At 64.5% G+C, this 1,839-nt stretch carries 1 protein-coding gene; it reads right to left on the minus strand.

The annotated features are described in order from the left end of the window. Positions 1-1,791 (minus strand): DUF637 domain-containing protein (locus SRAH_RS11675; protein WP_171816062.1); only part of this gene is annotated, 1,791 nt, incomplete at its 3' end. Positions 1,792-1,839 lie beyond the last annotated feature (48 nt).

Genomic DNA, 1,839 nt, shown 5'->3' on the forward strand with positions numbered 1-1,839 from the left:
CCTTCTTCGCCGCCCCAGGGTTTTTGGTTCTATCGAGGCGACAACTATTCTGACGTATGGGGCCACGTAGGCCACCGCCTTGATCAAAGTGCCGCTATCAATTGCAGCCGAAACCGCCTGACCAGCAGGCGATCCGTCTAAGCGCTGTGCAATCACCCTCAACGAATCGTCCGACAACTGCATGACGGGTCGTCTATGCTGCGCCGTCCCTGCGGCCCGCGGATTCAGGTTGGTGGCTCCGCTCTTGGCCAGTTGCTTGCTGTCGATCACCAGGGTCTTGGTGATGCCATCGGCGGGGTCGACGAATTGCACCACATGATCGAGCCCTTTGTTGCCCGCGTACGTGGTACCGCCGAGCACGTTCATGTTCGGGTCGCTCCTGAGCACATCGTTGACCAAGCGCTCGGTCTTGCTGCCGTCTCTATCGGCATTGAGCATCACGTCTTTGATCATAAGCCGTTGCGCCAGGGTATCGGTCTGCACCGTGGCTGCTTGGCCCAGCCTGGTTTTGCTCAGGTTGCCGCTCAGACTGGGTCTGACACTAGGCAGGCCCGCTGTCGCATCCATGCCCAGTGCTTGTCTGAACAGCTGGTTGGCCGCACCAATCTGGTCAGCCTGGTACAGCGCCGAGCCTTTTTGCAGCACCTGCTTGAGCCCGTCACCCACCGGCCCAACCGCGCCCACCATGGCCAGCAGGTAGTCAAACGGCGTTTGCGCTTCTACGAAGCCCTTGATATCGCCAAAGCCCGGCACAAAGTCCAGCAAGGTGCCGCCCAGCGCATTGAGCGCCGCCTGGTTCTTGGCTTGGCAACTCGGGGTGCTGGCGCAGATCTGGCGAATGTCAGCCCTGAGTGCGTTGAGCGCCGTTAGACGGGCGCTCGCGTTGAGGTCGCTGCCGCCCAGGTATTGTTCGGGCAATGAGCCGCCCAGCACCAGTTGCATCTGGGTTTGACTGCCTGCCAGGGCGGTCTGGATGTGGGTTCGGCACGCCGCGCTGCTTAGGTCTTTGCACGCTTGGCGCATGGCGGCGTTCTGCCCCCTGCTGAGATCAAAGAACGCTTTTCTGACTTGGTCGCACTCGGCCTCGGTCTTGCACGCCTCCAGGCGTTTGGCGAATTCCGCCCACTGGGCATGACTGAGGTAGTTGTGCAACGCCGCATTGGCCCCGGTGGTGGCTGCGGTGTTGACGCTGGCGGCGCTGCCATCGCCCGTGGTCAGCGCCCCGGCCAGCCCCCCCATGAGGCTGGCAAAGGCCACGGTGTCGGCGGCCTTGCTTGGGTCGCCGCTGGGGTTGATCCACTGCGCGGCCAGCTCGCCGGCCACCGCACCGGCCGCGCCTGCGGTGCAAGCGGTGTTGCCACCTTGGCCAGCGGCCCCGGCCACACAGCCAGCCAGCGCGTGCGCCAAGGCCTTGAGGGCGGGGTTATTGGCCGTCAGGTCGCCGATCAGGTGGGCTGTTTGTCCGGCTGCGGTGCTCACCCAAGCCCCCGCCAGCGCGCTCTTGAGGCTGTCTTGCAGCTTGGCACCGGTCAAGGCGCTGTTGATGGTGGCGCTGGCCACGTTGTGGATCACCGCCTTGCCCAAGTTGGCGCCAAAGCCGGCAGTCTGCGGGCTGATGCTCGAGAGCATCTGGCCGTTGACGCTCAGGGTGCTCGACAGGTCGCTCAAGGCACCCGCAGTGAGCATGCTGGTCAGCAGGCCCCGCAGGCTGTCCTTGCTGCCCAGCTCCCTGAGCGTCTGGCCGATGTCGCCGCCGTTGTTGATGAGGCTCAGGCAGGCGCGGTCGGCCAAGGCGCGCAGCCTGGGGCGACGTGTGCGGTGGCGCTGAGCCAGCAACAT

The sequence above is a fragment of the Serpentinimonas barnesii genome (genome assembly GCF_000696225.1).
Lineage (GTDB): Bacteria > Pseudomonadota > Gammaproteobacteria > Burkholderiales > Burkholderiaceae_C > Serpentinimonas > Serpentinimonas barnesii.